Annotated in this window: 22 protein-coding genes; 15 read left to right on the plus strand and 7 right to left on the minus strand. The window is 72.1% G+C overall.

The features are described from left to right. Nucleotides 1-113 precede the first annotated feature (113 nt). Nucleotides 114-2,705: an aminopeptidase N gene (pepN, locus tag DEI94_RS03865; RefSeq protein WP_111027791.1), complete on the minus strand. Its 2,592-nt coding sequence runs from the start codon at nucleotides 2,703-2,705 to the stop codon at nucleotides 114-116. A 113-nt stretch (nucleotides 2,706-2,818) separates the two neighbouring features. On the opposite strand from pepN, the gene DEI94_RS03870 reads away from it, so the two are divergent. Further along, nucleotides 2,819-3,460 (plus strand): mycothiol-dependent nitroreductase Rv2466c family protein, encoded by a 642-nt coding sequence (locus tag DEI94_RS03870; RefSeq protein WP_111013790.1) that lies wholly within the window; start codon nucleotides 2,819-2,821, stop codon nucleotides 3,458-3,460. A 179-nt stretch (nucleotides 3,461-3,639) separates the two neighbouring features. Here the strand turns inward: DEI94_RS03870 and DEI94_RS03875 are convergent, their stop codons facing one another. Continuing rightward, nucleotides 3,640-4,152 carry a GNAT family N-acetyltransferase gene (locus DEI94_RS03875; protein WP_111027790.1) on the minus strand — a complete coding sequence of 171 codons (513 nt, stop codon included), beginning with the start codon at nucleotides 4,150-4,152 and terminating at the stop codon, nucleotides 3,640-3,642. Nucleotides 4,153-4,227: 75 nt separating this feature from the next. On the opposite strand from DEI94_RS03875, the gene DEI94_RS03880 reads away from it, so the two are divergent. Together DEI94_RS03880 and DEI94_RS03885 are read left to right on the plus strand one after the other, a co-directional pair. Further along, complete coding sequence (locus tag DEI94_RS03880) at nucleotides 4,228-4,716, plus strand: ribose-5-phosphate isomerase (RefSeq protein ID WP_111009926.1); 489 nt, start codon at nucleotides 4,228-4,230, stop codon at nucleotides 4,714-4,716. A gap of 9 nt (nucleotides 4,717-4,725) precedes the next feature. Continuing rightward, the gene (locus tag DEI94_RS03885) at nucleotides 4,726-5,700 is read left to right on the plus strand and encodes an Fpg/Nei family DNA glycosylase (protein ID WP_111013788.1); all 975 of its coding nucleotides are present in this window, start codon (nucleotides 4,726-4,728) and stop codon (nucleotides 5,698-5,700) included. Between the two features lie 42 nt (nucleotides 5,701-5,742). On the opposite strand, the gene DEI94_RS03890 is transcribed toward DEI94_RS03885, so the two are convergent. Both DEI94_RS03890 and DEI94_RS03895 read right to left on the minus strand, forming a co-directional pair. Beyond that, on the minus strand, nucleotides 5,743-7,248 hold the full coding sequence (locus DEI94_RS03890) for an amidohydrolase (RefSeq protein ID WP_220038822.1): 1,506 nt from the start codon (nucleotides 7,246-7,248) through the stop codon (nucleotides 5,743-5,745). Then, nucleotides 7,245-7,934: an FMN-binding negative transcriptional regulator gene (locus tag DEI94_RS03895; protein ID WP_111027789.1), complete on the minus strand. Its 690-nt coding sequence runs from the start codon at nucleotides 7,932-7,934 to the stop codon at nucleotides 7,245-7,247. Before DEI94_RS03895 ends, DEI94_RS03890 begins: the two co-directional genes overlap by 4 nt. 220 nt (nucleotides 7,935-8,154) lie before the next feature. Here DEI94_RS03895 and DEI94_RS03900 point away from each other — a divergent pair, with 220 nt between their 5' ends. The 10 genes from DEI94_RS03900 (at nucleotide 8,155) to DEI94_RS03945 (ending at nucleotide 20,249) form a co-directional block, all read left to right on the plus strand. Beyond that, entirely contained in the window at nucleotides 8,155-9,759 is a 1,605-nt protein-coding gene (locus DEI94_RS03900; RefSeq protein ID WP_258370198.1) for a peptide ABC transporter substrate-binding protein, read from the plus strand. Next, nucleotides 9,756-11,252, plus strand: a complete 1,497-nt coding sequence (locus DEI94_RS03905) for a M14 family zinc carboxypeptidase (RefSeq protein WP_111027788.1) — start codon at nucleotides 9,756-9,758, stop codon at nucleotides 11,250-11,252. The genes DEI94_RS03900 and DEI94_RS03905 overlap by 4 nt, the downstream gene beginning before the upstream one ends. Continuing rightward, the gene (locus tag DEI94_RS03910; RefSeq protein ID WP_111027787.1) at nucleotides 11,252-12,181 is read left to right on the plus strand and encodes an ABC transporter permease; all 930 of its coding nucleotides are present in this window, start codon (nucleotides 11,252-11,254) and stop codon (nucleotides 12,179-12,181) included. Before DEI94_RS03905 ends, DEI94_RS03910 begins: the two co-directional genes overlap by 1 nt. Continuing rightward, nucleotides 12,178-13,068, plus strand: coding sequence for an ABC transporter permease (locus tag DEI94_RS03915; RefSeq protein ID WP_111027786.1), 891 nt, complete (start codon nucleotides 12,178-12,180; stop codon nucleotides 13,066-13,068). The genes DEI94_RS03910 and DEI94_RS03915 overlap by 4 nt, the downstream gene beginning before the upstream one ends. A 28-nt stretch (nucleotides 13,069-13,096) precedes the next feature. Continuing rightward, nucleotides 13,097-14,533, plus strand: a complete 1,437-nt coding sequence (locus tag DEI94_RS03920; protein WP_111027785.1) for a serine hydrolase — start codon at nucleotides 13,097-13,099, stop codon at nucleotides 14,531-14,533. A 13-nt stretch (nucleotides 14,534-14,546) separates the two neighbouring features. Beyond that, the gene (locus DEI94_RS03925; RefSeq protein ID WP_181434902.1) at nucleotides 14,547-15,101 is read left to right on the plus strand and encodes a GbsR/MarR family transcriptional regulator; all 555 of its coding nucleotides are present in this window, start codon (nucleotides 14,547-14,549) and stop codon (nucleotides 15,099-15,101) included. Continuing rightward, nucleotides 15,098-16,774 (plus strand): dipeptide ABC transporter ATP-binding protein, encoded by a 1,677-nt coding sequence (locus DEI94_RS03930; RefSeq protein ID WP_111027784.1) that lies wholly within the window; start codon nucleotides 15,098-15,100, stop codon nucleotides 16,772-16,774. The genes DEI94_RS03925 and DEI94_RS03930 overlap by 4 nt, the downstream gene beginning before the upstream one ends. A gap of 274 nt (nucleotides 16,775-17,048) precedes the next feature. Then, nucleotides 17,049-18,647, plus strand: a complete 1,599-nt coding sequence (locus DEI94_RS03935) for a sensor histidine kinase (RefSeq protein WP_111027741.1) — start codon at nucleotides 17,049-17,051, stop codon at nucleotides 18,645-18,647. 17 nt (nucleotides 18,648-18,664) lie between these two features. After that, on the plus strand, nucleotides 18,665-19,327 hold the full coding sequence (locus tag DEI94_RS03940) for a response regulator transcription factor (RefSeq protein ID WP_111013933.1): 663 nt from the start codon (nucleotides 18,665-18,667) through the stop codon (nucleotides 19,325-19,327). Nucleotides 19,328-19,334: 7 nt separating this feature from the next. Next, nucleotides 19,335-20,249: an EamA family transporter gene (locus DEI94_RS03945; protein ID WP_111027740.1), complete on the plus strand. Its 915-nt coding sequence runs from the start codon at nucleotides 19,335-19,337 to the stop codon at nucleotides 20,247-20,249. A 28-nt stretch (nucleotides 20,250-20,277) separates the two neighbouring features. On the opposite strand, the gene DEI94_RS03950 is transcribed toward DEI94_RS03945, so the two are convergent. The 3 genes from DEI94_RS03950 to DEI94_RS03960 form a co-directional block, all read right to left on the minus strand. Then, nucleotides 20,278-20,433, minus strand: coding sequence for a hypothetical protein (locus DEI94_RS03950; protein ID WP_181434930.1), 156 nt, complete (start codon nucleotides 20,431-20,433; stop codon nucleotides 20,278-20,280). Between the two features lie 177 nt (nucleotides 20,434-20,610). Continuing rightward, nucleotides 20,611-20,937 (minus strand): hypothetical protein, encoded by a 327-nt coding sequence (locus DEI94_RS03955; protein ID WP_111011015.1) that lies wholly within the window; start codon nucleotides 20,935-20,937, stop codon nucleotides 20,611-20,613. 89 nt (nucleotides 20,938-21,026) lie between these two features. Further along, complete coding sequence (locus tag DEI94_RS03960) at nucleotides 21,027-21,380, minus strand: hypothetical protein (RefSeq protein WP_111011016.1); 354 nt, start codon at nucleotides 21,378-21,380, stop codon at nucleotides 21,027-21,029. Between the two features lie 95 nt (nucleotides 21,381-21,475). On the opposite strand from DEI94_RS03960, the gene DEI94_RS03965 reads away from it, so the two are divergent. Continuing rightward, complete coding sequence (locus tag DEI94_RS03965; RefSeq protein ID WP_111011017.1) at nucleotides 21,476-21,787, plus strand: DUF7882 family protein; 312 nt, start codon at nucleotides 21,476-21,478, stop codon at nucleotides 21,785-21,787. Further along, nucleotides 21,784-22,107, plus strand: coding sequence for a hypothetical protein (locus DEI94_RS03970; RefSeq protein ID WP_111011018.1), 324 nt, complete (start codon nucleotides 21,784-21,786; stop codon nucleotides 22,105-22,107). Before DEI94_RS03965 ends, DEI94_RS03970 begins: the two co-directional genes overlap by 4 nt. The last annotated feature ends 141 nt before the right edge of the window (nucleotides 22,108-22,248 follow it).

The raw sequence follows: 22,248 nt of genomic DNA on the forward strand, positions 1-22,248 counted from the left end.
GTTCTCAGGGGTCCCGAGGCCTGTCACGAGGATGACACCCCGGAGAGGGTCCCAGGAGCGGGTGGAGTACCCGAGAGAGGGGCGGCGGGGGCTCCCGCCGCCGCTCCCTTCGATCAGGCGTCGGCCGCCTGGACCGCGAGCGCCCGCTCGACACCGGCGAGGTTCTCGACGACCAGGCGGCGGAGCGCCGGGGTCTCCGGGTGGGTGTCGAGCCATGCCTGCGTGGCGTCGCGGAGTTCGACGCTCGCGAGCGGCGCCGGGTAGAGGCCCGCCACCAGGGTCTCCGCGATGTGGTAGGTCCGGTTGGCCCAGATCTCGGTCAGGGCGTCGAAGTACCGCGACACGATGCCCTCGAGCGCGACGGGCGTGAGGACGTGCTGGTACCCGACCGCGGTCTGCCGCACGATCGCGTTCGGCAGGGCGTCCGAGTCGACGAGCGACGAGAACGCGGTGAGCTTGCCCTCGGCGGTGGGGATGGTCGCCCGCGCGCGCGCCGCGGCCTGCTCACCGTTCGCCGTCGGGTCGGCGGCGAGCTCCGTGGCGATCTCGGACTCGCCCGCGGCGCCGTTGACCACGAGCCCCTCGAGCAACTCCCAGCGCAGGTCCGTGTCGATCGTCAGGTCGTTGAGCAGGACGTCACCGCTCCGGAGCCCCTGCAGCGTCGCGACGTGCTCCGGGGTCGACGCGATCTGCGCGAAGAACTTGACGAACTGGAACTGGGCGTCGGATCCGGCCTCCGCCGTCGCCGCCAGCTGCCAGAGGGCGTCGCCGACCTCGCGGACGGTGGCCTCTCGCTTCGCGGGCGCGACGTAGCTCCGGGCGGCCAGGAGCAGCTGCGACAGCGTGGTCCGGATGGTCGTCGACTCGGTCTCGGTGGCGATGTTGCCGAGGACCAGGCGGATGTAGTCGCTCGCCGGCGCTTCGGCGTCGCGGGTGGCGTCCCACACCGCACCCCAGACGATGGAACGGGCGAGCGGGTTCGCGATGGCGGCCAGGTGTTCCACCGCCGTGCGGCGCGAGTCCTCGTCGAGGCGGATCTTGGCGTACGCCAGGTCGTCGTCGTTGAGCAGCACGAGGTCCCCGCGGTGCACGCCGACGAGCTCCGGGACCTCGGTCCGCGGGCCGTCGACGTCGATCTCGATGCGGTGCGTGCGCTCGAGCTTGCCACCGGCGGACGCGGCGTTCGCGCCGAACGGGTGGACGGCCTCCTCGTGGGCGTCGCCGCCGAACGCGTACACGCCGATGGCGAGGCGATGGGGACGCAGCGTCGGGTGGTCGCTCGGGGCCTCCTGGAGGACCGCGAACGCGGTGATCACGCCGTCGTCGTCCGTCGTGAACTCGGGACGGAGCGTGTTCACCCCGGCCGTCTCGAGCCAGACGCTCGACCAGTCGGAGAGGTCTCGGCCGCTCGTGACCTCGAGCTCGGCGAGCAGGTCGCGCAGCTCGGTGTTGCCGTGCGCGTGCTTCTTGAAGTAGGCCGAAACGCCGGCGAAGAAGGCGTCGATCCCGACCCAGGCGACGAGCTGCTTGAGGACCGAGCCGCCCTTCGCGTACGTGATGCCGTCGAAGTTGACCTGGACGTCCTCGAGGTCGTTGATGGTGGCCACGACGGGGTGGGTCGACGGGAGCTGGTCCTGCCGGTAGGCCCAGGACTTCTCCATCGCCTGGAAGGTCGTCCAGGCCTCGGTCCACTCGGTGGCCTCGGCGGTCGCGATCGTCGACGCCCACTCCGCGAAGGACTCGTTGAGCCAGAGGTCGTTCCACCACTTCATCGTGACCAGGTCGCCGAACCACATGTGCGCGAGCTCGTGCAGGATCGTGACGACGCGGCGCTCCTTGATCGCGTCGGTCACCTTCGAGCGGAACACGTAGGTCTCGGTGAACGTCACGGCACCGGCGTTCTCCATGGCCCCCGCGTTGAACTCGGGCACGAAGAGCTGGTCGTACTTGTCGAAGGGGTAGGCGACGTCGAACTTGTCCTCGTAGTAGGCGAAGCCCTTGCGGGTCGTCTCGAAGACGTACTCGGGGTCGAGGTACTCGGCGAGCGACTGCCGGGCGAAGATCCCGAGCGGGATGGTGCGGCCGTCGCGGCTCGTCAGTTCGCTGCGGACCACGGTGTACGGGCCCGCGATGAGCGCGGTGATGTAGCTCGAGATCCGCGACGTCGGAGCGAACGTCCACGTCGCGACGTCGCCGTCGACGCGGGGCTCGGGGGTCGGCGAGTTCGACACGACCTGCCAACGAGACGGCGCGGTGACCGTGAACGCGAACGTCGCCTTGAGGTCGGGCTGCTCGAACACGGTGAACATCCGGCGCGAGTCCGGGACCTCGAACTGGGAGTAGAGGTAGACCTCGCCGTCGACGGGGTCGACGAAGCGGTGCAGGCCCTCGCCCGTGTTGGTGTACCGCATGTCGGCGACGACGGTGAGCTCGTTCTCGGCCTGGAGATCGTCGAGGCGGATGCGCACGCCGTCGTTGACGTCCGCCACGTCGAGCGCGGTGCCGTTGAGCGTGACCGCGTGCACGGCCGCGGTGATCGCGTCGATGAACGTCGCGGCACCCGGCGTCGCGGAGAACCGCACGGTCGTGGTGCTCCCGAAGGTCTCGTCACCCCGTGTCAGGTCGAGGTCGACCTCGTAGGCGGCGACGTCGACGACGGCCGCACGCTCCTGGGCTTCGATTCGGGTGAGGTTCTCTCCGGGCACGGGCCGCTCCATCCTTCTGCGAGCGCGCAGGCGTCGTGGGCCCGGCGCGTCGGGGGTGTCGTCGCCGTCGATGGCGACCCGTCAACCCTACCGACGCGCGTAGTGTCACCGGCATGACGGACACCGCTGTGGACAGCTCCCCGACGACCCCGACCGCTGTGGACTTCTGGTTCGACCCCACGTGTCCCTGGGCGTGGATGACGAGCCGCTGGGTGGGCGAGGTCGAGCAGCACCGCGACCTCGACGTCACGTGGCACGTCATGAGCCTGTTCGTCCTCAACGAGGGCCAGGACATCCCCGAGAACTACAAGGAGGCGCTCGACCGGAACCAGGTGTACTCGCGGCTCGTCACCGCGGCGCGCCTCCGCCACGGGCAGGACGTCGTCAAGCGCCTGTACGACGCCCTCGGCGAGCACATCCACCACCGTCAGGAGAAGGACCCGCAGCAGGTCGTCCCCACCGTCCTGGAGGAGCTCGGACTCGAGGCCGATCTCGCCGACGCCGCGTGGACCGACGAGACCGACGCCGCGATGCGCGAGAGCCACCGTGACGGCATCGAGCGGGTCGGCCAGGACGTCGGCACCCCGGTGATCGCCGTCGAGGGCACCGCGTTCTTCGGCCCCGTCATCTCGCCCGCCCCGAAGGGTCAGCAGGCGCTCGACCTGTGGGACGGCGTCGTCGCGGCGGCCCGGTACCCCGGCTTCTTCGAGCTCAAGCGCTCCCGCACCGTCGGCCCGATCTTCGACACCGTCTGACGCGGCCGCCGTCGGCCGGGAGGCGCGGGTCGGTCCCGCCCCGTCCCTCCCGGCCGCCCCTGGCTGGCCCCCGGAGTCGCCGAGATCGCAGAACACGCCGCTCACGGATGGACGTGAGCGGCGTGTTCTGCGATCTCGTCGGAAGGTCGACGCGGAGGCGGAGGGTCGGGCCCACCCCGTCAGGCCAGGGCTCGCCGCATGACGACGAGGTCGTGCCACCGGTCGAACTTGCGGCCGACCTCGCGCACGGTGGCGACGTGCTCGAACCCGAACCGTTGGTGCAGGCGGATCGACGCGGCGTTGTCCGAGGCGATGTCGGCGATCATGACGTGTCGTCCGGCCCGGACGGCGTGGTCGATCGCGGCCCCGAGGAGCGTCGACGCGATGCCCCGGCCGTGGAACCGCGCGTCGAGGTAGATGCTGTCCTCGACGGTCCACCGGTAGCCCGGGTTCTCGCGCCACGGCCCGTAGGTGACGTAGCCCGCGACCGCACCGTCGGCCTCGGCGACGAACACCGGGAACCCGTCGCGGCGGCGCTCCGCCAGCCAGTCGTCGAACCACGCGCGGGGGAGCGGTTCGTCGCGCCAGATCGCCGTGGAGTGCAGGACGGCCTCGCGGTGGAGCGCGTGCACGACGTCGAGGTCGTCCGGCTCGGCATGCCGCACGACGACGTCCGGCGGGGTCGTGGTCATGCCTCGATGCTAGGGGCCGGCAGCACCCCGGACCGGCCCGGAGCGGCGTCTGCGCCCGGGAATAGGATCGCAGGCATGCGCATCCACCTCGGCACGGACCACGCCGGCCTCGACTTCTCGCACACGCTCGCCCAGCACCTCACCGAGGCCGGCCACGAGGTCGTCGACCATGGTCCCGCCGAGTACGACCCGCTCGACGACTACCCCTCGTTCTGCATCAACGCCGCGTCGGCCGTCGTGCGCGACCAGCGTGCGGGCGTGCAGGCACTCGGCGTCGTGTTCGGTGGGTCGGGCAACGGCGAGCAGATCGCCGCCAACAAGGTCGAGGGTGTGCGCGCCGCGCTCGTGTGGAACGAGTCGACCGCGCTGCTGGCCCGGCAGCACAACGACGCGAACGTCATCTCGATCGGTGCCCGCCAGCACACCGAGGCCGAGGCCATCCGCTTCGTCGACCTGTTCATCGCCGAGCCGTTCTCGGGCGAGGAGCGCCACGCGCGTCGCATCGCGCAGCTCGCCGAGTACGAGACCACCGGCACGATCGCCGGCAAGCAGATCGACGCCTGAGCCGTCCCGATGCCCGAGGGTCACTCCATCCACCGCATCGCGCGGCAGTTCTCCCTGCACTTCGTGGGGCAGCGCTGCAGCGTGTCCAGCCCCCAGGGGCGGTTCGCGGCCGGCGCCGCCCAGCTCGACGGCCGCGTGATGACCGGGGCGACGGCGGTGGCGAAGCAGATGTTCCTCGAGTTCGAGGGCGGCCTGTTCCTCCGCGTGCACCTCGGCCTCTACGGTGCTTGGGACTTCGCCGGCGAGATATCGACCGACGCCACGATGGCGAGCGCGAACGGCCGGATCGGGCAGACCAACCAGCGCGGGACGATCGTCGACGCCGCGGGCGAGGACTCCCTGGCCAGCATCGGGGCACCCCGCCGCTCGCGCTACCGCATGGCGGAGCAGGAGCACGAGGAGACCCCGATCGAGGCCTTCCCGCCCGAGCCGGTCGGCCAGGTGCGGGTCCGGATCCTCACGGACACCGCCGTCGCCGACCTCCGTGGGCCGACCGCGTGCGTCGTCGAGACGGCGGAGGAGATCCAGCGCGCCATCGACAAGCTCGGCCCGGACCCCATGGTCGACGACGGCCCCGAGGCCGAGCAGCGGTTCGTGGACGGTGTGCGGCGGCGGAACGTCCCGATCGGGCAGCTGCTCATGGACCAGTCGGTCGTCAGCGGCATCGGGAACGTCTACCGCGCGGAGCTGTTGTTCCGCGCCCGCCTCGACCCGTACAAGCCGGGCAAGCAGGTCACCGACGAGCAGGCACGGGCCCTCTGGCGGGACTGGTCGAAGCTCCTGCACGACGGCGTCCGCGTCGGTCAGATGATGACGATGGACGACCTGACCCCCGAGGAGTACGACGCCGCGCTCCGCAGCCGGGACGACCGCCACTGGGTGTACCACCGCGCCGGGCTGCCCTGCCGCGTGTGCGGGACGAACATCGCCATGGCGATGATGGCGGGCCGCAAGCTCTACTGGTGCCCGGTCGACCAGACCTGACCCGGTCCGCACCGCAGCGGCCCCGGTCGGCGCCGGCCCCGCTCAGCGGTCCAGGTACGTCCAGCGCCCCGCGACCGCGGTCCCCAGGACGCGCATCGACCGGAGCGCACCGGACGACGCCGCGAGCGGGTCCGATGCCACGAGCACGAGGTCCGCGACGTCGCCGACGGCGACCGTGCTGCGGCCGTCGGTCGACGCCGTCCACGCGGTCAGCTGGTCGATGCGTTGTTCCGGGTGCCACGCCTCCCGGCCGTCGCGGTCCCGACCGACCGCCGCCGCCATCGACACCCACGGATCGAGCGGCGCGACGGGGGCGTCCGACCCGAGGCGGAGGCGCGCCCCGGCCTCGCGGAGTGTGCGCAACACGAACGCGCGGACGGTCCGGCCGGCCCAGTAGCGGTCCGCCACGTCGCGGTCGTCCATCGCGTGCTCCGGCTGCACGCTCGCGTCGACGCCGAGTCGAGCGAACCGGGCGACGTCGGCGGGGCGCAGGAGCTGCGCGTGCTCGATGGACCCGCGGACCCCGACCTGCTCGAACACGTCGAGCGCCAGGGCGTTCGCCCGGTCGCCGATGGCGTGCACCGCGGGGACGAGCCCGCCGTCGGCGGCGCGGCGCACGAGCGCGCGGACCTCGTCCGGCGTGAACGCGAGGACCCCGAGTGCGTCGTGCCCGTGCAGCCCCGCGTAGGGCTCGTCGACCGCGGCGGTGCGGGTGTTGAGCGAACCGTCGGTGATCACCTTGAACGGCCCCATGGTCACCAGGCCGAGGGTCCCCGGGACGACATCCCCCGTCCGCAGCCCGCGGTCGAGCACCGCGTCGAGCTCCTGGGGGTAGACGCCCGATCGGACCCGGATGCCGTCGATGCCGGCGCGGACGCGGCGCGTCCAGCGGTCGAGCCCGAACCGCATCTCGAGGTCGACGACCCCGACGACGCCCCGACCGCTCGCCGCCTCGACTGCGTCGGCGACGTAGTCGTCGAGCACCGCGTCGGGCACGCGGGAGATCGCCGTGCTGACGTCGAACGCGTCCTGCTCGCGGAGCAGCCCGGTCGGATGGGTCACGAGGGGCCGGTCGAGCAGGTCGCCGTACCGCGCGAGCGCGATCCCGTTGCACCACACCGCGTGCAGGTCACCGCTGACGACGACGACCGGGAGGCCCGGCGCGGCCCGGTCGAGCAGGTCACGGTGGGCGGCGTCCGGCCAGAGCCCGTCCCGGAACCCGTAGCCGATGAGGACGTCGTCGGGCGGGGCGCTCCGCGCGGCGTCGGCGATGACCGCGGCGACGGCGGCGGCGCTCGTGCATGCCGAGACGTCGACCCGGCGCCGGACGAGCGCCCACTGGTCGAAGTGCGTGTGGTGGTCCCACAGCCCGGGGCCGAGCCAGGCACCGTCCGCGTCGACGACGTCCTCGAGATCGGCCGTGGGCGTGGTGGACTCGATGACGCCGGCCGCTGCGACGGCGGCGATCCGGCCCTCCCGGACGAGCACGTCCGCGGACGCGCCCGCGGTCCCGATGCGCCGGACGTGGCGGATGAGGGTCCCGGTCACGTGCGGTCCGTCCCGGGGGCCGGTTCCGGCGCGGGCCGGTCCTCGGGATCCGGCGCGGCCGTGGCACGGTCACGGACGCGACGCATCTCCGCGGCGAGCGCCGGGTGTCCGTACGGCCCGGGGGACTCGAGCCCGGCGATGACGTCGTCGACGACCTCGGGCGCCTTGTTCTGACTGAGCTTGGCGCGCGCCTCGAACCGCGTCACCCGGATCCGGATCCCCACGGTGCCCCGGGCGATGCGGCGGGCGGCGTCCTCGTCGACGTCGAGGCCGACCGGCGACGGCATGCGCCGCTCGAAGTGGTCGACGAGCTCCCCCAGCACACGGAAGTTCTCCTCGTCGGACAGGATCTCGGGCGTGCCCCACAGATGGGCGGTCACGTGGTTCCAGGTGGGCACGAACTGCTGGGCCGGGTACCAGGCGGGCGAGACGTACCCGTGCGGACCCTGCACGATGACGAGGACCTCGTGCCGTCCGAGTTCGTGGGCGACCTCGTCGGGGCGCCCGACGTGGCTGACCAGGGTGATCTCCGTGGCGTCGTCACCCGGGTCCTCGAGCAGGAACGGGTAGTGCGACGCGACCAGGCCCTCCGCCGTCGCGGACACGATCGTCGCCCACGGGTGCGCGCGGACCAGGCGGCGGACCTCCTCGGGGTCCGTCATCAGGAACGCGGGTGTGTGGCGCATGTCGGACAGCGTCCCACAGGCCCTGCGCGGCCACCACCGGGGCTGTTTCGTCGGTGTTTCGACCTCGTGAAGCTTTCAACGCGGAGTGAAAGAAGCCTTGAGTGCGCGCCGCCGTGCTCCCTACCGTGAGCAGCCAAGCCGGCTCCTGCCCGGCCCGGCCGACCGATCCGGCGGCCACAGCAGGCCCGGCGCGACGCGTCGCGGCCCCGCGAGGAGCGAGATGGACATGCGACGGAGTGGCATCGCGGCGGTGGCCGCGGCGGCGGCGTTGGCACTGGTGGCGACCGGGTGTTCGGCGGGCGGTGGGTCCTCGTCGGACGACGCGTCCGGCACGAGCCTCGTGTACGCGACCGGCGTGCCCGACCACCTGACCCCCGGCCGACAGACGGTGGCGTTCGACCAGGTGATGAGCCTGTTCGCGCCGCTCGTCCAGACCGACAGCGACGACCACCTGACGGACCTGGCCGCGAAGAGCGTCAAGAGCGACGACGCCACGACCTGGACCATCACGCTCCGCCACGGCTGGAAGTTCCAGAACGGCGAGACCGTGACGCCCGAGAGCTACGTCCGCGCCTGGAACTACACGGCATACGCCCCGCACGCGTGGGAGAACAGCGGCGAGCTCGCCGGGATCGTCGGGTACTCCGACCTCAACCCCGCCTCGGGCACGCCGACGACCGACACCATGCGCGGGCTGAAGGTCACCGGCAAGGACACGTTCACCGTCACGCTGACGCACGCCGACAGCCAGTTCCCGCTCCAGCTGAGCCAGGCGCAGACCGCGTTCTACCCGATGCCGAAGGCCGCCTACCGGGACATCAAGGCGTACGACAAGAAGCCGATCGGCAACGGCCCGTACGAGATGACCGAGGCCTGGACGAAGAACAAGGAGTTCACCGTCAGGGCCTGGAGCGGGTACCAGGGCCCGGCGCCGAAGACCGAGCGGGTCACCTACCGCAGCTACAGCGACATGGACACCGCCTACACGGACGTCCTGGCCGGCAACGCGGACGTCCTCTACCTGCCCGCCGACAAGATGACGAGCGCGAAGTCGGACTTCGGGGACCACCTGTACTCGTTCACCTCGCCGGGCATCGACTACCTCGGGTTCCCGCTCTGGGACAAGCGGTACTCCGACCCGCGGATCCGTCAGGCGATCTCGATGTCGATCAACCGCAAGCAGGTGGACAAGGCGATCTACGGCGGACTCTACGAACCCGCGACCGCGCTCACCCCGCCGGTCATGTCCGGAACCCAGGAGGGCATCTGCGGCAAGTACTGCACGTACGACCCCGCGGCCGCCAAGCAGCTCCTCGCCGCGGCCGGCGGGTTCTCCGGCGAGATGGACCTCGTCTACCCCGGCGGCCTCGGACTCGACTCCCTGTACCAGGCGTACGCGAACCAGATCCGCCAGAACCTCGGTGTCGCGAAGGTCGTGGCGAAGCCCACCACGGACTGGGCGTCGTACTACAGCACGCTGACCGCCAAGACGGTCGCCGGACCGCACTTCGGCCACTGGGGCGCCCTGTACACGAGCCAGCAGAACACGCTCCGCGCGCTGTTCACCGCGGCGGGCGGGTGCACGACCTGCGCCGGGTACTACCAGAACGACGACGTCGACCGGCTGCTCGACCAGGCCGACGCCGCATCGACGCAGTCCGCCGCCGACGCCCTGTACAACAAGGCGCAGAAGCGGGTGCTCCAGGACTTCCCGATCGTCCCGACGTTCTTCGACAAGTACTCCTACGTCACGAGCAGCACGGTGACGAAGCTCCCCGAGGTCGCCGGCAGCCCCGTGATCTCGGAGATCCAGGTCAGCAAGTGACCGGCCTCGACACCGCCACGATCGTCGAACACGCCCGCGCGGTCCCGCAGCACACCGGGTTCCCGACGGTCGACGACCTCGTCGCACGGTTCGACCGCCTGGCGGCCGACCACCCCGACGCCGTCACGGTCACCCGCGTCGGCACCAGCCGCCTCGGCGAGCCGATCCACGCCTACCGGGTCGGCCGCGGTGCACGCTCGGCGGTCGTGGTCGGTGGGGTGCACCCGAACGAGCCGATCGGGTCGTGGACCGCGCTGCACCTGGCCCAGAGCGTGCTCACCGACCCGGTGCTCGCCGCGGCCCTCGACACGACGTGGCACATCGTCCCGACGATCGACCCGGACGGCATGCGGCTCAACGAGGCGTGGTTCGACGACCCGACGGACCGCGTGCACTACGCCCGGCACTTCTACCGGCCGGCACCCGACGCGCAGGTCGAGTGGACGTTCCCGACGAACCACAAGGGCGCCTACTTCGACCGGGTCCTGCCCGAGACGCTCGGACTCATGCTGCTCATCGACCGGGTGCGGCCGGACCTGCTCGTGAGCCTGCACAACGGCGAGATGGGCGGCGTCTACTACTACCTCTCCCGCGACGAGCCGGAGGTCATCGCCACCCTGCACGCCGTCCCGGCCGCGCTCGGGCTCCCGCTCGACACCGGCGAACCCGAGTCCCCGTACCTGCGGGAGTACGCGCGGTCGGTGTTCGCGATGGGGGAGATCGACGAGGCGTACGACTACTACGAGTCCCTCGGCATCGACCCCGCCGCGTTCATCGGTGGGTCGTCGTCGTCCTCGTGGGCGGGGCGCCACGGCACGCTCTCGCTCGTGGCCGAACTGCCGTACTGGCAGCACCCGGACGCCGACGACGACACGGCGACGGGCGAGTCCTACGCCGACCTCGTCCGTCGGACCGCCGACGCCATGGCGGTCACCGGTTCCGTCCTCGATCAGGTGCTCGACGCCGCGTCCCCGATGCTCACCATCGCGACCCCGTTCCTCGAGGCCTCGCGCGCCTTCGTCCCGATGCTCGCGCGCATGGCGGAGACGGACCGCGCCCGGGCCGACCGCGAGCCGCCGGGGCGGATGGCCACGGTCGCCGAGCGGTTCGGCCTCGAGGACCTCGTGCGGTGCTTCCGGCTCCGCTACGGCGGCATGCTCCTCCGTGCGATCGAGGCCGAGACCACCGCGGGCACGGCGCCCGTGGCGCTCCGTCGCCTCCGCGACCGCCTCGTCGAGCAGTACGCGACGTGGCAGGCCGAGGCGGGGACCGGGGCGGAGCAGCCGATCCCGCTCGCCGCGCTCGTCGGCGTGCAGTACGGCGCGGTCCTCGCTGCGGCGTCGCATCTCGCACGCACGCTCGGCCCGGCGGCGGGCGGCGGCGACGGACCGGCGGCCGGCTCTTCGGCGGAGGCAGACCCAGGGGCGGACGCCGGCGACGGGGCCGCCCGCAGCCGCGCCTCCCGACCGGTGGGCGTGCCGGGAGGCGCGTGATGCGGACCGCGCTCGTCGTCGGCCGCCGACTCGGTGGCCTGCTCATCGTGTTCCTCGGGGTGACGTTCCTCATCTACGCGATGACGTTCGCGCTCCCCGGCGACCCGATCAAGGCGCTCGGCGGCGACCGGCCGCTCAGTGACGCGGTCGTGCGCGCGCTGCGGGCCGAGTACCACCTCGACGAGCCACTGTGGGAGCAGTACCTCCGCTACCTCGGCGGCCTGCTCCACGGCGACTTCGGCACGGACTTCGACGGCGAGAGCGTCGGCTCGGAGATGGCCGCGCGGTGGCCCGTGACGATCGCACTCGCGCTCACCGCCTGGCTGTTCGAGATCGTCCTCGGCATCGGACTCGGCGTCGTGTCGGCGCTCCGGCGGGGCACCGTGCTCGACCGGACGGTGCTCATCGGCACGATCGTGATCGGCGCCGTGCCGGTGTTCGTGCTCGGCGTCGGCGCACAACTCGTGTTCTCCGTGCGGCTCCGGTGGTTCCCGGTCGCCGGGGTCACCGCAGGGTGGCCGTTCGCCTACGTCCTGCCCGCCCTCGTCATCGCGGTCTTCGGTCTCGCGGCCGTCTCGCGGCTCACGCGGACCAGCGTGCTCGACACCCTCGACGCGGACTTCGTGCGCACCGCCAGGGCCAAGGGGCTCACCCCCGGACGCGTCGTGGGCGTGCACGTCATGCGCAACTCGCTCATCCCGACGGTCACGTACCTGGCGACGGACCTCGGGTACCTGATGGGCGGGACCGTCATCGTCGAGGGCATCTTCAACCTGCCCGGCGTCGGCAACCTGCTGTTCCAGGGGATCCGGTCGCACGAGGGCGCCACGGTCGTCGGGATCTCCACCGCCCTCATCCTCGTGTTCCTGGTGACGAGCGTGCTCGTCGACCTCCTCCACACCGCCCTCGACCCGCGAGTGAGACGATGACCGACTCCGCGCTCAGCGCCACCCTCGAACCCGTCGTCGCCACGCGTCGTCGTCCGCTCGCCGCGGCCCTCCGCACTCCCGGCTTCTGGGTCCCCGCAGCGGTCCTCGCGCTCGTGCTCCTCATCGCCGTGTTCCCGGCGTTCTTCGCCGGGTTCTTCGGCCACGGCGACCCGCGTGCCTGCGACCTCGGCCGGAGCGGCCACGGCGCGTCCGCCGGGCACCCGTTCGGGTACGACCTGCAGGGCTGCGACGTGTACGCCAACGTCGTGTACGGCACCCGCTCGTCGGTCGCCGTCGGGGTCCTGACGACCGTCCTCGCGATGGTCGTCGCGGTCGTCGTCGGCACGCTCGCCGGCATGAACGGCGGTTGGGTCGACGCCGTCCTCTCCCGCCTCACCGACGTGTTCCTCGGCTTCCCGTTCCTGCTCGGCGCCGTCGTCGTGCTCAACAGCGTCGGCGACCGGAACGTCCTGACGGTGTCGCTCGTGCTCGCCCTCTTCGGCTGGCCGACCATGGCCCGGCTCGTCCGCGGGTCCGTGCGCGGCATCCGGCAGGCCGAGTTCGTGCTCGCCGCCCGCACGATGGGACTCTCGACCTGGCGCATCACGACGCGGTACGTCCTGCCGTCGTCGATCTCGCCGCTGCTCGTCCTCGCGACCATCACGGTCGGCGGGGTCATCGTGTCCGAATCGTCGCTGACCTACCTCGGCATCGGGCTCGAGGCGCCGGCGATCTCCTGGGGCCTCCAGCTCTCGGCGGCCACCACCCAGTTCCAGCAGGCGCCACACATGCTCGTGTTCCCCGCCCTGTTCCTCGCGGTCACCGTGCTCAGCGTCATCGGGCTCGGCGATACGCTGCGGACCGCACTCGACCCGCGTCGCCGTTGACGCCGGTCACCGATCAGGAGGTACTCCCTTGACCAACGCCGAACCCTCCGCCGCCGCGCTCGACGCGTACCGCGGCGTCCTCCCGTACATCGCCGACTGGGTCGCGTACAAGGTGTGGCAGCTCCGGGTGCCGGGCGTGCAGGTCGCCGTCGGCTACCAGGGCGAGGTCGTCTGGTCGGCCGCCTACGGCTACGCCGACGTGGAGGCCGGGCGCCGGTTGACGGAGCACGACCTGTTCCGCATCGCCTCGCACTCCAAGACCTTCACCGCCACGGCGCTCATGCTGCTCGCCGAGCGCGGGCAGCTCCGTCTCGACGACACCGTGGGCACGTACGTCCCCGCGCTCGTCGACGCGGGGTCGCCGATCGCCGACGCGACCGTCCGCGAACTCATGGAGCATGGCGCCGGGGTCCTCCGCGACGGACTCGACGGCGACTACTGGTCGCTGGCGCGGCCGTTCCCCGACGAGGACGAACTGCTGGCGCTCGTGCTCGACCAGGGGTCGAAGGTCCCGGTCGGCTCGAGCTTCAACTACTCGAACCTCGGGTACTCGCTGCTCGGCATGGTCGTCGCCGCGGTCTCCGGGCGTCCCTACAACGACTACGTGCGCGAGGAGATCATCGAACCCCTCGGCCTCCGGGACACCGGGCCGGACTGGGACCCGACCCGGGCGGACGACTTCGTCGTCGGGTACACGGGCTTCCACGTCGACCGCACCCGCTCGCGGCTCCCGCACGTGGACACGCGCGCGATGGCCTCGGCGACCGGGTTCCACGGCACGGCCGAGGACCTCGTCCGGTACTTCTCCGCGCACGTCATCGGGCAGGGCGAGCTCCTGTCCGACCACGCCAAGCGTCAGGCGCAGCGTCGGGCGTGGACCGCCGAGGACGACCCGGCGTCGCGCGGGTACGGCATGGGGTTCATCGTCGACCGCGTGGCCGGGCACGACGTCCGTGGACACTCGGGCGGGTTCCCCGGGCACATCACGCAGTCGCTGTTCGACCCGACGTCGTCGCTCGTCATCTCGGTCATGACGAACGCCGCGGCCGGACCCGCGACCCTGCTCGCCCAGGGCATCCTCCGGCTGCTCGACGCCGCCGCGGACACGGCGGCCCCGGGCGACGCACTCTCGGACGCCCCCGACGACGTGGACGTCGACACCCTGACCGGTCGGTTCGCGAACCCGTGGGGCGTCGCGGACATCGCCCGGATCGGCGACCGCCTGCTCGAGATCGACCCCTCGGCGCCCGGACCGCTCGACAGCGTCACGCGCCTCACCGTCACCGGGCCGGACACCGTGCGCATGAGTTCCGGCAACCGGTTCGGCTCCGTCGACGAGGACATCCGGTACACCCGCGACGACGACGGCACGGTGACCGCGATCCGGGCGGGCGGGGGCATGTCGATGACGCCCTGGGCCGTCCCGGGCGACGAGTCGCCCGCGGTCGCCGCCGGACTCGCCTGAGCACGGGACACGGATGAGCACGGACGAGCGGACCCCCGCCGACGCCACCGGTGTCGGCCCCGTCCTCGACCCCGCCCGCCAGGCGTTCGTCGAGGAGTTCGCGATCATGCTCCAGGGGTCGGGGTTCCCGCTCATGGACGGACGGGTGCTCGCGTACCTCATCATGACGCGCGCGCCGTACTCGTCGTCGGCGGACATCGCGGCCGGGCTCGAGGCGAGTTCCGGCGCGGTGTCGATGGCCACGCGGCACCTCGTCGTGTCGGGATTCATCAAGCGGCACTTCGTCCCGGGCGAGCGCAGCCACTACTTCCGCGCCGAGAACGACGTGTGGGGGAGCTGGCTCGCGGGGGAGCGTCGCTACCTCGACCGCGAGCGCGACGTGATCGAGCAGGGTCTCGCGGCACTCGGCGACTCGGACGACCCCGCCGACGCACCGATCCGCGAACGCCTGGTCAACGGACGCGACTACATGACGTGGCTGCACAGCCACCACCGCAAGATGCTCGCGGAGTGGGAGGCGTTCAAGGCCGCCCGCGACGCCGGCACCGACCCCGAGGAGCGACCATGACGACACCGACCGCGTACGACACCGCGACGGACGCACCCGTCCTCGTCGTCGACGGCCTCACCGTCGCGTTCACGGTCGAGGACGAGGAGGTCGTCGCCGTCGACCACGCCTCGTTCACCGTCGGCCGCGGCGAGGTCGTCGCCGTCGTCGGGGAGTCGGGGTCGGGCAAGAGCATGACCGCCATGACGGTCATGGGCATCGCGCCCGAGGGAGCGCGGACGTCGGGAGCGGTCCGACTCGGCGATCTCGACGTCGTCGGCGCGGACGAGCCGACGCTCCGCCGGGTCCGCGGCCGGCGGGTGTCGATGATCTTCCAGGACCCGATGGCCGCGCTCAACCCGGTGTTCTCCATCGGGTTCCAGCTCGCCGAGGCGGTGCGCCGGGCCGACCCGGGCCTCCGCGACCGGGACGCCGTGCGCGTGCGGTGCGTCGAGCTGCTCCGCATGGTCGAGGTGCCGGACCCGGAGCACCGGATCCGGCAGTACCCCCACGAACTGTCCGGGGGCCAGTGCCAGCGCGTCATGATCGCGATGGCGCTCGCCGCGGACCCGGACCTCCTCATCGCGGACGAACCGACGACGGCGCTCGACGTGACAGTGCAGGCCGAGGTGCTCGACGTCCTCCGCCGGCTCCGCGCACGCACCGGGGCGAGCATCCTGCTCATCACCCACGACATGGGTGTCGTGGCGGACCTGGCCGACCGCGTCGTCGTGATGCGCAACGGGCGCGTGGTCGAGACCGGCGACGTCGCGGACGTCTTCCACCACCCCGCCGCCGAGTACACGCGTGAGCTGCTCGCCGCCGTCCCGCGCATGGGCGAGACCGGCCGGGAGGCCGTGCCCACCGCCACCACGCCCGTCCCGGACGCGGTCCTCGCGGTCCGCGGCCTCGTGGTCGAGTACGGCAGTCGCCTCCGCGGGCGGTTCCGGGCGGTCGACGACGTCACGTTCACGGTGGGGCGTGGTGAGATCGTCGGCCTGGTCGGGGAGTCCGGCAGCGGCAAGACCACGATCGGACGGGCCGCGGTGGGACTCGCACCCATCACCGCCGGCACGGTCACGGTCGTGGGGACGGACGTCGGGACGGCGCGTCGTGCCGACCGGCGTGCGATGCGTCGGCGGGTCGGCGTCGTGTTCCAGAACCCGATGCTCTCGCTCAACCCCCGGTACACGGTCGCGCAGACGATCGCCGAGCCGCTCCGCCACATCCTCGGGCTGGACCCCGCGGAGGTCGACGTGCGCGTCGACCGACTGCTCACCGACGTCGGGCTCGGCCCCGGGTGGCGACACCGGTACCCGCACGAGCTCTCGGGCGGGCAGCGGCAGCGGATCGCGATCGCCCGCGCGGTGGCGCTCGATCCGGCACTCCTCATCGCCGACGAGCCGACGAGCGCCCTCGACGTGTCCGTGCAGGCGCGGGTGCTCGACGTGTTCCGCGAACTGCAGGAGCGCCTGGGGTTCGCCTGCCTCTTCGTGACCCACGACCTCGCCGTCGTCGACTCCCTCTGCGACCGCGTCGTCGTGCTCAACCACGGGCGGCTGGTGGAGTCGGGGACCCGCGAACGCATCCTCCGCTCGCCCGAGGACGCGTACACCCGCCGGCTCATCGCGGCCGCTCCCGTCCCCGACCCGGTCGAGCAGGCCGCTCGGCGGGAGGCCCGTCTGGCCAGCTGACCGCCCCCTCCCGCGCGCCCCGCTCGTTCCCGACACTCCCGCGGTCGTCCGACGACGGCGTGGCCGATCCACGCGGAAGCGCTCTGTGCGGCGGTAGGTGGCGACGATCCAGGTGTCGCACGACGACGGCCACGTCGGAACCAGGCGGGAGGGGGACCGGGTGGGACTGCCCTGAGGGTGGGACTGCCCGGAGGGTCGGAGGGGGGACAACCCCACCACGGGTCCGGGAGCGGGCAGGATGGGGCGCGGGCCCGCCGACCGCGAGGCTCGATCCATGACCGAAACAGCTCGCATCGACACCGCGGAGACCGTGCCCATGCCCTCCGACCAGCTCCCGTCGGCCGCGTCGGGCGGCGTGCCCGCGTCCGGCAGCGCGCCCGCGTCCGCTCCCGGCCGCATACCCGGGACCCGACTCGGCGACGTCCCCCCGTCCGGCCCGGACGACGGCGCCGTCCCGCCCGGCGGTGGGGGTGGTGGCGACGGCACCCCGCGCCGCTCCTTCTACCGGGACGCCTGGAGGCACGTCCCCCGCGACTTCGGGTACCTCGCGTTCACGGCGCTGCTCCTCGGCACCGTGTACTCCGTGTTCCCCCTCGTGATCCTGCACGGGACCGCCGGGCAGGTGCTCAACCCGATCTCGCTCGTGCTGTTCCTGGCGTCGCTGTTCGTCGCGCGATGGCTCGGCGCGTTCGAGCAGCTCCGGATGAGCTGGGCCGAGCCCGAGCGCTTCCGCCCCGTCGACTGGACGCCGCGGTGGCGACAGAACTGGTTCCTCCGGATCGTGTCGGCCGTGGCGAACCCGCACTACTGGCTGTACCTGCTGCACGCGGTCGTCGTCTACCCGCTCGTCGCGTGCATCACGATCGGCGCCGGTGCCACCCTCGTCGCCGGCGTCGTGGCCCCGGTCGGCGCCGGGTTCGCCGCCATCACCCACGGGTGGCAGATCAACCAGTACCTCGCCCATCAGGGGATCGGCCAGACCTGGCCCTGGGTGGTCGGCGCGATCGCGTGCGCGGTGTCGGTGACGGCAGCGGTCCTCCTGTTCCCGCTGTGGACCCGCGGCGCGGTGCTCGCGCACTACTGGGTGGACCGAGCACTCCTCGGCGGCTTCCGGTCCGAGGTGCTGCAGCAGCGCGTCGTCGGGCTGCAGGCGTCGCGGGCCGGTGCCGTCACCGCCGAGGGCCAGGCGCTCCGTCAGATCGAGCGTGACCTGCACGACGGACCGCAGCAGCGGCTCGTCCGGCTGCGGATGGACCTCGCGGCGGCCGAGCGCGCGTTCGAGCGTGACCCCGAGCGTGCCCGCGGACTCATGGCCGAGGCGTCCGGGCACGCGAAGGACGCCCTCGACGAGCTCCGTGCGCTGTCCCGGGGGTTCGCGCCGCCGATCCTGCTCGACCGCGGGCTCGTCGCGGCACTCGAGGCGCTCGTGTCCCGGACGCCCCTGCCCGTCGACCTCGACGTGCGGCTGCCGGACGGGTTCGTGCTGCCGACCGAGATCGAGCGCAACCTGTACTTCACGGTGAGCGAGCTCCTGACGAACACCACGAAGCACGCGGAGGCGTCCTCCGCCGAGGTCTCGATCACCCTGACGTCCGACCCCGACGGTCAGCCGGTGCTCGAACTCCGGGTCCGGGACGACGGCCGGGGTGGTGCCGCCGTGCAGGAGGGCCACGGGATCCTCGGGCTCATGGGAAGGATGCGCGCGCTCGACGGCGAGCTGTCGGTGTCGAGCCCGGCGGGTGGCCCGACCGACGCCGTGGCGCGGATCCCGCTCGGCGCGCTGCGGGGTACGCCGACGACGATGCCGGGAGGCCCGTCCTCGTCCACCACGGGTCCGGTCGCGCCCGCCGCGGGACCGACCGCGGCGCCGTGACGGCTAGCATCGAGCGCATGACCGACGGCCCGGATGCACCCCGCATCCGGGCCGTCGTCGTCGACGACGCGGTCCTCCTGCGCGAGGGCCTCACGCGCGTCCTCGACGAGGCCGGGATCGCGGTCGTCGCGCAGTACGGTGACGCGGTGACGTTCCTCGCGAGCCTGCCGGAGGTCCGACCGGACGTCGTCGTGATGGACGTCCGCATGCCGCCGAGCTACACGGACGAGGGTGTGCGCGCCGCCGTCGCGGCCCGTCGTACGGTGCCGGGCATCGGGGTGCTCCTCCTCTCGCAGTACGTCGAGGCGTCGTACGCCGAGGAGCTCCTGGCGGACGGATCGAGCGGGCTCGGCTACCTGCTCAAGGACCGCGTCACGCGCCTCGACGAGATCGACGACGCGATCCGGCGCATCGCGAGCGGCGGCACGGTGCTCGATCCCGAGGTCGTGACGGAGCTCATGGGGCGTCGGCGTGACCCGCTCGCCGCCCTGACACCGCGCGAGCGGGACGTCCTCGCGCTCATGGCCGAGGGGCGCTCGAACGCCGCGATCGCACGCACCCTCGTGATCGGGACCGGCGCCGTCGAGAAGCACGTGTCGAACATCTTCGCCAAGCTCGGACTCGAGGACACCGGCGACGACCACCGTCGTGTCCTCGCCGTCCTCGCGTCCCTGCGATGAGGCACCGATGAGCGCGCCGACCCCGGCCCGGGACGGTGACCGCGCGGCACGTGTCCCGGCGCCCGCGCTCGCCGTCGCCGCCATGGTGTCGGTGCAACTCGGCGCGGCGATCGCGAAGACCCACTTCGACGTCGTCGGGTCCGTCGGTGCGGCCGTGCTCCGTCTGACGATCGGCGCCGTCGTGTTCGCCCTCGTGGTGCGGCCGGCGGTGCGGTCGTGGGACCGGGCGCAGTGGCTCGGCGCCCTCGGGCTCGGTCTCGCCCTCGGCGGCATGAACGTCTGCATCTACGTCGCGTTCGCGAGCATCCCGATCGGCATCGCGGTGACGGTGGAGTTCCTCGGGCCGCTCGCGCTCTCGCTCGTGTACACCCGGCGATGGCGCGACGTGGTCTGGGCCGCGCTCGCACTCGCCGGCGTCGTGCTGCTCGGTGTCGGCGCGTCCGGTCCCGCCGCGGTCGCGGGGTTCGTGTTCGCCGTCGTCGCCGCGGTGTGCTGGGCGGCGTACATCGTGCTCAACCGGCACGTCGGTGCGCGGATCCCCGGGGTGGACGGTCTGAGCGTCTCGCTCGTCGTCGCGATGCTCGTCGCCCTCCCGGTCGGTGCGGGCGCCGCCGTGCACGGTGTCCGAGCGGATCCGGTGCTGCTGCTCGTGTTCGGCGCCGTGGCCGTGCTGTCGAGCGTCCTGCCCTACGCCCTCGAGATGCAGGCGCTCCGGACGTTGCCCCCGCGGGTGTTCGGGGTGCTCCAGAGTCTCGGGCCGGCCATCGCAGCGCTCGCCGGGTTCGCGATCGCGGGCGAGGCCCTGTCGGCGCGGGAGCTCGTCGCGCTGGCCTGCGTGACGCTGGCGAGCATCGGCGTCACCGTGAGCGGCCGACGGGAGCGCGGGAGGAGCACACCGGTACCCGACGCGCCGCCCGCTTGACGGCCCTCCCGGCCGGCGCCGGGGCCGGTCAGTCCTCGGACACGAGGAAGTCCGCGTACGTCGGCTCGGTCTGGTCCGGGGCGAGGAGCGACGGGTCGTTGACGCGCTGCTCGACGTAGGCCGCGATGACCTCGGGCGGGGTGAGGACGTGGGACATCCAGGAGGGGACGTCGGTCTTCTTCATCTGCCCTCCCGTGGTCGATGCGGCCGGCACTGGTCCGTCCGTCCAATCCTTCGCGCGCTGAAATGTTCAACGACGTGCGATTCGCTGAACGATCCTCTGTATGGGCAGGGCTGTCAATGCGGTCGCGTCAGAATGTCCGCTTGACGCGGTCCGTGCGTCCGCGGCGTCGTTGCATGGTCACCATCGGTCGTCCGCCACCCGGCGCGTCCGGCGGTCGTCCTCGCGGAGGGTGCGGTGCTTGACGGCGGATCGCCAGACCCAGGCCTCGGCCGGATGACCGAACTGCGCCCACTCCACGAGGACGGCGTCGACGGTCCAGCTGCGGGCGAACGCCTTGACCCGGACGTGGAACGACGGGAACTGGATCCACGCCCACACCGGGATCGGCGTGACGGCGTGGCAGGGATCGCCGCCCCGGGCGTCCTCCGACAGCGAGAACGCGTCGGGGCGCGGCGACTCGGGGTGCTCCGGTGGTGACCACCGGTCCTCACGTCGCCGTCCCATGCCCCTATTCGAACGTGTGTTCGAACCCGGCGTCAAGTCGAGCGGCGCGTCCCGGCTCGGCTGCGCGTCCGGTACGCCCTCGGCCGACCCTACGTGGCGTCGTAGTCCAGGTCGACGAGGAAACTGAGGTCCTGCACGTCGGTCATCTCGGCGGGCCACTCCGGCCGGCTCGGTTGCAGGGACATCGTCCCCCGCTCGAGGCGCTCGATGACCTCCTGGTCGAGCGGTTCGTCCGGGCTCTCGAGGACTGGTGTCGAGAAGATCTGGCTCGCGGGCCCGATGAGCAGGTGGGCGTACGCCCTGCTGCCGCCGTCCGTGACGACCGGGATCTGGACGACGTCGGCGACGCCCGCCACGGCGAGTGCCCGGGCGTACCGGAGGAGGGCCTTGCACGTGCTGTCGCCGGTCATGACGTACCCCCCGGCGTAGTGGATGCGTCGCATGATGCCAGCGTGGTCGTTCCGGTCTGGGTACGCTGACAGGACAGGCGTTGGGCTCCCTGGTGGCGATCCCAGGAGCCGGATCGGAGGCTGGTCCCATGGGCAGGATGATCTACAACAGCTCGTACACCGTGGACTTCGAGGACCGCCTGCTCGCGCACCTGCAGATCGTGATCGCGACGAAGCTGCGCCGCGGCGAGTCGTTCATGTTCTCCTGGAAGGACGACCGCGACGTCGGGAACGGTCGGACCGCGATCTGGCTCGACCGGACCGTGCCCCTCGTCATCCGCTACTCGGGCAGTCGCCCGCCGACCATCAACCGCGAGTGGGTCGAGGCGTTGGCCCAGGCAGCCGGGTCACCCGGCGGACTGCGCATCGTCCCCGAGCCCTCGGAAGGGACCCCGGCATGATCCGGACCATCGTCATCTACGACGGGATCGAGTACACGATCTCGAAGGAGGGGCCCGACGCGGTGCGGGAGCGGATCCGGACGGCCCTGGCGTCCGACGGCCTCATGTGGCTCGAGGTGAACCGTGGCGACGGCCGGCCGACCCCGGCCGTGCTGCTCGTGTCCCGGAGTTCGACCATCGCACTCGTCGCCGACCGTGATGCATCGGACGACGGCGATCCGGTGCGGTACCGGCTCGAGGAGGACGAGCACCTGCTCGGCACGGTGGACGACGTCGGGTCGGGTCACGTGGAGGGGATGACGGGAATCGAACCCGCGTAGCCAGTTTGGAAGCCTGATTTCGGGCTCCCAGCCCTCCGTGCCACTCCGCCTCTGACCGGCTTGTTTCTGGAAACGAGCGACCGGAGGCCTGTTCTCACGCTAGCGGATCTTGGGCACGCCTGGGCACGAACTGGGCACGAT

The organism is Curtobacterium sp. MCBD17_040 (genome assembly GCF_003234805.2).
Lineage (GTDB): Bacteria > Actinomycetota > Actinomycetes > Actinomycetales > Microbacteriaceae > Curtobacterium.